Source organism: Bradyrhizobium sp., assembly GCF_049512235.1.
In the GTDB taxonomy this organism is placed as follows: domain Bacteria; phylum Pseudomonadota; class Alphaproteobacteria; order Rhizobiales; family Xanthobacteraceae; genus Bradyrhizobium.
Map to the genome: position 1 here is coordinate 1 of NZ_JBEKXH010000279.1, position 8747 is coordinate 8747.

8 protein-coding genes are annotated in these 8747 nt (G+C 62.6%); 6 read left to right on the forward strand and 2 right to left on the reverse strand.

Annotation, left to right across the window (positions count from 1 at the left end; genetic code table 11):
- On the forward strand, positions 1–440 hold a 440-nt coding region (locus ABSG20_RS22835), incomplete at its 5' end, for a M15 family metallopeptidase (RefSeq protein WP_423866782.1).
- A 54-nt stretch (positions 441–494) separates the two neighbouring features.
- Here the strand turns inward: ABSG20_RS22835 and ABSG20_RS22840 are convergent.
- Positions 495–1838 (reverse strand): aminotransferase-like domain-containing protein, encoded by a 1344-nt coding sequence (locus tag ABSG20_RS22840; RefSeq protein ID WP_423866783.1) that lies wholly within the window; start codon positions 1836–1838, stop codon positions 495–497.
- A gap of 175 nt (positions 1839–2013) precedes the next feature.
- On the opposite strand from ABSG20_RS22840, the gene ABSG20_RS22845 reads away from it, so the two are divergent.
- The 5 genes from ABSG20_RS22845 (at position 2014) to ABSG20_RS22865 (ending at position 7227) form a co-directional block, all read left to right on the forward strand.
- Entirely contained in the window at positions 2014–2772 is a 759-nt protein-coding gene (locus ABSG20_RS22845; protein WP_423866784.1) for a sulfite exporter TauE/SafE family protein, read from the forward strand.
- A 56-nt stretch (positions 2773–2828) separates the two neighbouring features.
- On the forward strand, positions 2829–5123 hold the full coding sequence (locus ABSG20_RS22850; protein ID WP_423866785.1) for an FUSC family protein: 2295 nt from the start codon (positions 2829–2831) through the stop codon (positions 5121–5123).
- On the forward strand, positions 5120–5329 hold the full coding sequence (locus ABSG20_RS22855) for a DUF1656 domain-containing protein (RefSeq protein WP_423866786.1): 210 nt from the start codon (positions 5120–5122) through the stop codon (positions 5327–5329). Before ABSG20_RS22850 ends, ABSG20_RS22855 begins: the two co-directional genes overlap by 4 nt.
- The gene (locus tag ABSG20_RS22860; RefSeq protein WP_423866787.1) at positions 5326–6192 is read left to right on the forward strand and encodes an efflux RND transporter periplasmic adaptor subunit; all 867 of its coding nucleotides are present in this window, start codon (positions 5326–5328) and stop codon (positions 6190–6192) included. Before ABSG20_RS22855 ends, ABSG20_RS22860 begins: the two co-directional genes overlap by 4 nt.
- 90 nt (positions 6193–6282) lie before the next feature.
- Complete coding sequence (locus ABSG20_RS22865) at positions 6283–7227, forward strand: NmrA family NAD(P)-binding protein (protein WP_423866788.1); 945 nt, start codon at positions 6283–6285, stop codon at positions 7225–7227.
- A 50-nt stretch (positions 7228–7277) separates the two neighbouring features.
- On the opposite strand, the gene ABSG20_RS22870 is transcribed toward ABSG20_RS22865, so the two are convergent.
- Positions 7278–8747 (reverse strand): chloride channel protein (locus ABSG20_RS22870; RefSeq protein WP_423866789.1); only part of this gene is annotated, 1470 nt, incomplete at its 5' end.

Genomic DNA, 8747 nt, shown 5'->3' on the forward strand with positions numbered 1-8747 from the left:
TGATCGTTTGGGATGGATATCGCACGCTCGCCTGCCAGCAGGGGATGTGGGACTTCTTCTATCGCGAGGCGGTTCGAACGATGCCTGATGGAGCGCCGGCGATTTGGCGCGCGCAGGCGCTCAGGCATGCCGTCGATCCCGGCGATTTCAGGGAGGATGATCCGGCGACCTGGCCGACCCATGCCACCGGCGCGGCCGTCGACCTGTCGCTGCGCGACCTCCAATCCGGGGACTACTGCGAGCTGGGCGGCCGTTTCGAGGACATCAACGACATCGCCGCCACGGACTATTTCGAACGAAAACTCGCGAGCGGAGAGATCGCTCTTGACGACGCACGGCTGAAGTATTGGCGCCTGCTCCATTGGGCAACGAGCAGCGTAGGCTTCGAGAACGGTCCGTTCACGTTCTGGCCTATGACTGGGGCAGCCAACTATATGTGAAGATGACGCGTGCGCTGCGTGCCGATCCATGCGTCGGCAACCATTGCACGTCGCTCATTCGGTCGACTCGAAATCGTGCTCCTTGGCCGCTAGCATCCCGGCAATTGTGCGCAGGCCAGTATCGAGCTGCTCCATGGTTGGAGCCGCCAACGCCAGTCTTACCGCGTTTGGCGCATGGCCAGGCGAAACGGCGAAGGTGGTCGAGGGCGTCAATGCAATATCGCGTCTGGCCGCGGCCGCGACGAAAGTCTGCGAGCGCCAATGCGCCGGCAGCGTCAGCCAGAGATGGTAGCATTTTTCGTTGGCCTGGATGTCGAAACCCGAAAGACGATCGGCCGCCAGTTTCTGGCGCGCGCGCGCATCGAGGCGTTTCAATCTGGCGAGCTCGGTAACGGTGCCATCTTCGATCATCCGCTGCGCTGCCGCAAACGCAAATCCAGATGCAGTCCATCCTCCCGAACGCACCGAGGCCATCACGCTTTCACGGAGCCGGTGCGGTGTCACGATGAAGCCCAGCGTGAGGCCGGGCGCGGCCTTCTTGGAGAGACTGTCGATGACGATGCAGGAGTCCGGCGCGAGCGCAGCAAGCGGCGGCTCATTGTCGAGGAAGCCGTAGACGTTGTCCTCGAGGATCGGAAGGTGGAGCTTTTCGACGACGTGGACGAGATCGGCCCGGCGCGCTCCGTTCATCGTCATACCCAACGGATTCTGGATCACCGGCTGAATGTAGATGGCCGCAAGATGGGCGTCACGGTGCGCCTTTTGCACCGAGTCAGGCCGAACGCCGCCATCGTCCATCGCCAGCGGCACCAGCGCAATGCCGAGCCTTGCGGCGATGCCCTTGATAAAGGGGTAGGTTAAAGCCTCCACGCCGCAGCGGCCGCCCGTGGGCACGACCGCGGCGAGTGCGGCGGCAATGCTCTGCCGTCCGTTGCCGGTGAATACGATCTGCTCGGCGGCAGGAGACCATGCGCCCTGCGACAGGTACGCGGCCGCGACGCTTCGGATCGCCGGCGTTCCGACACTGGTCGCCTGTCTCAACGCGGCATCGAGCGCCGCAGGTTTCTCGAGGCCATCCAGGCTTCTGGCGATGAGCGCCGTTTGATCGGGAAGTATCGGGTAATTGAACTCGAAGTCGATCCGGATGCCGCGCGGCTCGCTTGGCGCTGCCACGCCGCGCCTGGCATCGCCCGAGATGAAGGTGCCCCTGCCTACTTCGCCGACGACCAGCCCGCGGCGCAAGAGCTCGGCGTAGACCCGACCTGCCGTCGAAACCGCGATCTTGCGGTCGTAGGCGAAATTGCGCTGAGGCGGCAGGCGATCGCCCGGCTTGAAGGTGCCGTCGGCTATTTCCGCGGCAATCGCGTCGGCGAGCTTCAGATATTCGGACTTCGACATTATTGCCCCGAGTTCAATGTTTGTATTGCACCGAGATTTGTATCGGAACATGATGTCTGTATCAACCCGATTGTACCGGGGAATGCGAAAACTTCCTCAATTAGCGCGGGGCCCGCTCGATGAGCGGTTGCCCCGACGGCGTCGCATTGCCCGGAGCAACCAATGGAGGTCTGCCATGGAGCTGACGGTCACCACGATCCTGGTCGCCTTTGCCGGCGTATTCCTGATCTGTTTCATGAAGGGAGCTTTCGGTGGCGGATTTTCCATCGTCGGCATTCCGCTGTTGTCGATGGTGATGGACCCGGTCACCGCCGGCGGTCTGCTCGCGCCCTTGTTCATCGCGATGGATCTCTTCGCGCTGCGCTACTGGAAGCCTTCGAGCTGGTCGAAGCCTGACCTTGTGCCGCTGTTGCCGGGACTCGTGATCGGCATCGGGTTTGGCTACCTGGTGTTCCGCTTCCTCGACCACCGCGCGATCGCCATCGCCATGGCGGCGGTCACTCTGATCTTTGTCGGCCTATGGCTGGTTGCAGGCGCGGAGGTTGCTGCACGTCCGCGGTCGACGCCGAAGGCGATCACGGCCGGTCTTGCCTCGGGAATAACCACCATGGTGGCGCACTCGGGCGGACCGCCCCTTGCAATGTATCTGCTGCCGCTTGGTCTCAGCAAGGAAATCTACGCCGGAACGACGAGCCTGTTCTTCACGGTCGGCAACGCGACCAAGGCGGTGCCATGGCTGCTGCTGGTCAAACCGACCGCCGGCGTCTGGGCATTGATGGCGATATGTCTGTTCGCCATTCCCGGCGGCGTATGGCTGGGTTGGCGACTTCACGGCTCGCTGGACCAGCGGCAGATCTATCGGGTCTGCTACGGGTTGCTGGTCGTGACGGCAGTGAAGTTACTGTGGGACGGCGTTTCCGGCTATCTCGCATGAGTGAGCGGGACCTGCAACAGCCGTGAAGCACGTGAGCGCTGGAGGATGACTCGGCTTTGATCGACTACGTCTTGTGGAAACAGAGAAAGGATAGCACCAATGGACTTCACCTACTTAGATGCCGTCATGGCGTTCTTCGGCCTTGCGTCCATCGTGATCGGCTCGTTCGCCGATCGCCTTGCGAAGCATATGCTCCGAGAGCCGCAGGCTACATCAACCGAACGTCCGCGCCGACAAACACGGCAAATGATGACGAAGTGACGACAATCCCAGCAAAGCAACGGCCGGTGAGATTCATGAACCACTCCGCACCATTCTGGGTTCGACATGCCGCCCTCGTCTTCGCGACGAAGACATTTGCAGCAGCAATGCTGGCGCTCTCCATCGCGCTCTGGCTCGATATGCCACGCCCATATTGGGCGATGGCTTCCGTCTTTATCGCTTCTAACCAACTGACTGGCGCAACCTGGTCGAAGGCGGTCTATCGGATGCTGGGAACGCTGATCGGCGCGGCAGCGGTGATCGCGCTGATCCCCAATTTCGTGAATGCACCCGAGCTGCTCAGCTTCGCGATCGCGCTTTGGGTGGGAATTTGTCTGTATTTATCGCTGATCGACGGCACCCCGCGCAGCTACATGTTCATGCTGTCCGGCTACACTGTCGCGCTGCTCGGCTTTCCCGTGCTCTCGATGCCCGAATTGACTTTCGACGTCGTCGTCGCCCGGGTGCAGGAAATCATGCTCGGTATCATCTGCGCGAGCGTCGTTTCGATGCTGGTGCTGCCACGCAGCGTCGCCTCCGCAATTGCAGCACAAGCGACCGTCTGGCTCGCCGGTGCGCGCCAACTTGGCGTGGATGTCCTGACTGGCCGTGGCAGCGACCGGGAGCGTGACGATGAACGCATCCGCCTTGCCGCCGCGGCCTCCGAAATCGACCAGCTTCGCTGGCATCTCGACTATGAGACCGCTACTTCTGCAAATATCGCGCGAGGCCTGCGGCGCCTCCGACAACACATGCTGTCGTTGCTTCCGCTGCTTGCATCGATCGAGGACCGGGGGATCGCGCTGAATTCTCATGAGGGCGCGCCGGCAAATATTGCGGCGATCAGCACCAGAGCTGCGCGTTGGCTCGCCGATGGCAGTCAGGAGGAGCAGGAAGCAGATGGGTTGCGCGCTGCCCTCAATGAAGTCCAGCCGCAACCTGGCGCCGATGCCACCTGGAACGAGATCATGATCGCCGGATTCGTTGTCCGGCTGGGCAATCTCATAGACGTCACGCGGGATTGCCAACTCTTGCGCGAGGCGATCTCCGATGGTCGCGATCCGGACTCGCTTGCCCTCGCCTTCACACCTGACACGTTGACGCCCGCCGTCCCTCATCGCGACCACGGGCTCGCGCTGTGGACCGCCGCGGCAACGGCGCTGTCGGTCCTTGCCTGCTGTGCGTTCTGGATCGTCGCCGGCTGGCCCGATGGCGCAACTGCTCCGATATTCGCCGCAATCCTCGGCAGCTTGCTCGCCAGCGTAGATGATCCGCTTCCGGCATTCCGCGGCTACTACGGGGTGTTCCTCGCCGTCATCGCGACGGACGGAATCTACACGTTTGGAGTGTTGCCGCGGATCACGACCCTGGAGATGTTGATTGTCGCGCTGATGCCGGCCTTCCTGCTGTTCGGCTGGTTGGCTGCGCGGCCCGCGACCGCGCGCGTCGGCTCAATGCTTGCTATCTACACCTCAGTGCAACTGGCGCTGAATTCGTCATACTCGGCCGATTTCGTTTCGTTCGCCAACTCCAGCGTAGCGCTGATGCTGGGCGTTGGGTTGACGGGCGTCATCAGCGGCATCGTTCGCTTGTTTGGCGCCGGCTGGATTGCAGAGCGGCTGTTGCACAGCAATTGGAAAACCCTGGCTGCGGTCGCCGACGGCAAGACGCCGCACGATCGCGTCGCGATTGCCAGTCTCATGCAGCATCGTCTGGCCCTGCTTGCCGCGCGGATCACCGTGGTCCCGGGAGAGGCACGGAGCAACGCCGCCAATCTTCGCCAGCTTCGAGCGGCCCTTAGTCTCGTCGATCTCAGGCAGGCGAGCCTCGGCCTGTCGCGCCGCACAAGAGCGGTGATTGACGCTTTCGTCACTCACCTTGCTTCGGTTTACCGGACTCACGCGGTCGGCCGACTTCCGCACGCGCTGGTCGGACGGCTCGACGGCACGATCGCATCGACATTGCAAGAGCCGGCGAGCGAGGCGCGCAATGAGGCCCTTTTCAGCCTTGCCGGGATTCGCACAGGGCTTTTCCCGGAAGCGCCGACCTATCAGCCGCTGCAATTGGAACCAGAGGAGATGGCCGCATGAAATACCAACTTGACCTGTTCGGCGTGCTGGTTCCGAGCCTGCTGCTCTGGAACGTGGTTGCCTTCGTGCTTGCACGCATCGTTAGCAAGCTGATCGCGCGGGCTGGACTGTATCGCCGAATCTGGCATCCCGCGTTGTTCGATTTTGCGCTTTTCGTCTGTCTCGTCACCGGTCTCGTCTTCGTTTCCAAGGATTTTATGTCATGAAAACGGTTCTCAACTCGTTGCGTCGCTTCTCGCTCACCGGTCTCGTGGTTCTGGCCGCACTCTGGTCCGGCTACAAGCTGTGGGACTACTACATGGACGAGCCTTGGACTCGCGATGGCCACGTTCGCGCCGATGTGGTTCCGGTTGCTCCTGACGTCTCGGGCTTCGTCACCGAGGTGCTGGTCCGGGATAACCAGCAGGTCCGGCTTGGGGACGTGCTGTTCCGGATCGACCGGGCGCGGTATGAGATCGCGCTGAAGCAGGCCGAGGCGGTGCTGGAGGGCAGACGCGCCCTGCTCGACGAGGCCAATGCCGACCTGAAGCGCTATCGTGCGCTGACGCCCGACGTCGTGGTTTCCAAGCAAAGGATGGACCAGGTCGTCGCCGCCCAAGGCTCGGCGCAGGCAGCCTATGACCAGGCAGTTGCAGACGTTGGTCTTGCCAAGCTCAATCTCGCGCGCAGCGAGGTGCGTGCCTCGGTCAACGGCGTTGTCACCAACATGGATTTGCGCCCGGGGACCTATCTCACTCCCGGGAAGGGAGTGATGGCGCTGCTCGATTCGGACACGCTCCACGTCGAGGGCTATTTCGAGGAAACCAAGCTACCGCGCATCCATGTCGGCAATGCCGCCAACGTGCGGCTGCTTGGCGGCGCCCACGCGCTGCGCGGAAGGGTGGAAAGCGTCGCGGCGGGCATCGAAGACCGGGATCGTAGCGCCGGCACAACCCTTCTTGCCAGCGTCAATCCAACTTTCAACTGGGTCCGCCTGGCGCAACGTGTTCCGGTCAGAATCGCTCTCAGCCGCGCAAATCAAAATGAACTCGTTGCCGGAACGACCGCTACTGTCGATCTTCGACAATAACGCGCAGCCTTGCAGATTGGCGCCGCCGGATCTTGCACGTCAACGACGACATTAGTGAGGATTTTTTAACGTAACCCAGGGTCCAGCGACATGACGACGAAACATGAACACGACAGCCCGATTCTCGTGACCGGAGCGGCCGGCGCCGTGGACGGCATCGGCCGCAACCTCACCGAGTTCCTGCTCGCGAGGGGGCACAAGGTGCGCGCCTTGGTTCGACGCGAAGACGAGCGCGCCGAATCCCTGCGGCGGCTCGGCGCCGAGGTCGTACAGGGCGACCTGACGGACCTCGCCGCGATGCACCGCGCCATTGCAGGTTGCGGGCGCATCTATTTTGGAATGTCCGTATCGGCGGCATACCTGGAAGCCACGATCAACACCGCCGCGGTGGCGCGCCACCATGGCGTCGAGGCTTTCGTGAATATGTCACAGATGACGGTCTCGCAGATGAGCATCAACGAGAGCACCGACAGCCCGCAGCATAAGCTGCACTGGCTGGCGGAGCAGGCTCTGTCCTGGTCCGGACTGCCGGTCGTCACGGTTCGACCGACGGTCTTTCTCGAGGGCTTCTTTCTTCTGCTCGCCGCCGCCGGCGTTCGGGCCTCCGACGAGCTGGCGCTGCCGATGGGCAGCGGCAAGACCTCACCGGTCTCGGCGGTCGATGTGGCGCGCGCGGTAGCGGCGATCCTCGACGACCCCGCACCGCATATCGGACAGATCTACGATCTGACGGGACCGGAGTCCGCCGATCTGGAGCACTATGCGCGCACGTTCTCCGAGGCGCTCGGCAGACCTATCCGATATCGTGACGTCCCACTGCCGGCGTGGAGTGAGGGCCTTCGAAAAGCGGGATTTCCCGAGCACGTCGTCAGCCATCTCTCGGCCATGACCGAGCTGAACAGGCTGGGGCGTTACGACCGCATGACGGACGTTGTGCGGAGGCTCACCGGCGAAGCACCTACGAGCATGCGCGACTTCGTGAAGCTCCATGCCGCTGAGTTCAAGCAGCGTGGCCCGGCGCCAGCGGGCGGATAAAGACCGAACGCTATCGAGCCAGTCAGCCGCTTGATCCGAGCCATCCCGCCCTATGTCAGGGCTCCAAGGACACCGCGGGTCGCCTTGTCGATTTCTTCGACGTAGCGCCGCCGAGCAAAGGACTCGCTGAGGAAACCGATGACCTTGCGGCTGTCCGATTGGATCACGGCAAGCACCTCCGCTTCCGCGTCGTCGAACATTTTCATCGCGGTTTTGATATTCATTTGCGGCAGCAATACCACATCGGTATATTTGGCGAGCTCGACCACCTGGATCTCGTCGGCGATCGTATCCAGATCCCCGGAAAACAGTTCGGGAAGCAGCACCAGCCCGCAATAATCGTCCTGGTCCTTGACCACGACCACGGCTTGAAGCGAACCCAACGCGAACTCGCGACGGCACGCGGCAATCGTGGCGGTCGAGGAAACCTTGCCGACATCGGTGCGCATCATGCGCTCGACGGTAAGATTGCGCAGCCATCCGACATCATTGGCGCTGCGAATGGTTTCGCCGCGGAGATGAAGCCGCCAGGTCGAGAACGAGTGACCGAACAGGGACCGGACGCAGACACTGGTAACGATACATGCCGCAAGAACGACCGCGGTAACGTCGACGTTCCGCGTCATTTCAAGGACAAGGAACGCCATGGTGAGCGGCCCTCCCACGATAGCGACGCCGAGCGTCGCCATTCCGGTCAGCATGCTGACCAGGGGATCGGCTGCCAGGTCCGGGGCCAACCATAGCAGGATGGCTGCATAGAACTTTCCGATCAGGCTTCCGACGAACAGGGATGCGAAGAAAAGGCCGCCACGAAATCCTGAGCCCAGCGAAATCAGACAGGCCATCAGCTTCAAGGCGATGATCATGGCGATCAGGCCAGTGGCTATCTCGTGATGCAGATCCAGCAGCATGGCCCCGTGACCCGCCGCCAGGACCTGCGGCGTCACGATCGCCATGCTTCCGACGCACAGACCTCCAATCGCGGGCCTGATCCAGACCGGTATCCAGGCCTGCGTGAAAAGCCGTTCGATGACCGGCGAACTCCGCATCACCGCGATGCCGACCGCGCCGGCGATCAGGGCCAGCAAGACCAGCGCTAGATACTGCTCCACGCCGACGCTACCGACCCGGGGCACTTCCAGCGAATAAGGGGCGCCACCAAGCCATTGCGCGGTAATCGCGCCGGCCAGGGAGGCGGCAAGGATCGGCGCCGCGCTGCCGACCGAATAGACGCCGACGATCAGCTCGCAGGCGTAGAAGGCGCCGGTGATTGGGGCACCGAAAGCTGCGGCAATGGCACTGGCCGAACCGCAACCGACGATCAGGCGCAGGTCGTTGCGCCTTAAGTGGAGGAATTGCCCGATCAGCGATGCCGCGCCGGAGCCGATCTGGGTATAGCCTGCCTCGAGGCCAACGGATGCGCCGCAGCCGTTGGAGATCAGCGTCTGGCTGCTCACCACCATGCTGTCGCGCAGCGAAAGCAGACCTCCGCGAAGGGCGTTCGCCTCGATCGGGTCGAC

What these genes read in the sequence shown, in the direction of transcription:
- ABSG20_RS22840 (WP_423866783.1), bottom strand. Translation starts at nt 1,838, where the DNA reads ATGTCGAAGTCCGAATATCTGAAGCTCGCCGACGCGATTGCCGCGGAA.
- ABSG20_RS22845 (WP_423866784.1), top strand. Translation starts at nt 2,014, where the DNA reads ATGGAGCTGACGGTCACCACGATCCTGGTCGCCTTTGCCGGCGTATTC.
- ABSG20_RS22855 (WP_423866786.1), top strand. Translation starts at nt 5,120, where the DNA reads ATGAAATACCAACTTGACCTGTTCGGCGTGCTGGTTCCGAGCCTGCTG.
- ABSG20_RS22860 (WP_423866787.1), top strand. Translation starts at nt 5,326, where the DNA reads ATGAAAACGGTTCTCAACTCGTTGCGTCGCTTCTCGCTCACCGGTCTC.
- ABSG20_RS22865 (WP_423866788.1), top strand. Translation starts at nt 6,283, where the DNA reads ATGACGACGAAACATGAACACGACAGCCCGATTCTCGTGACCGGAGCG.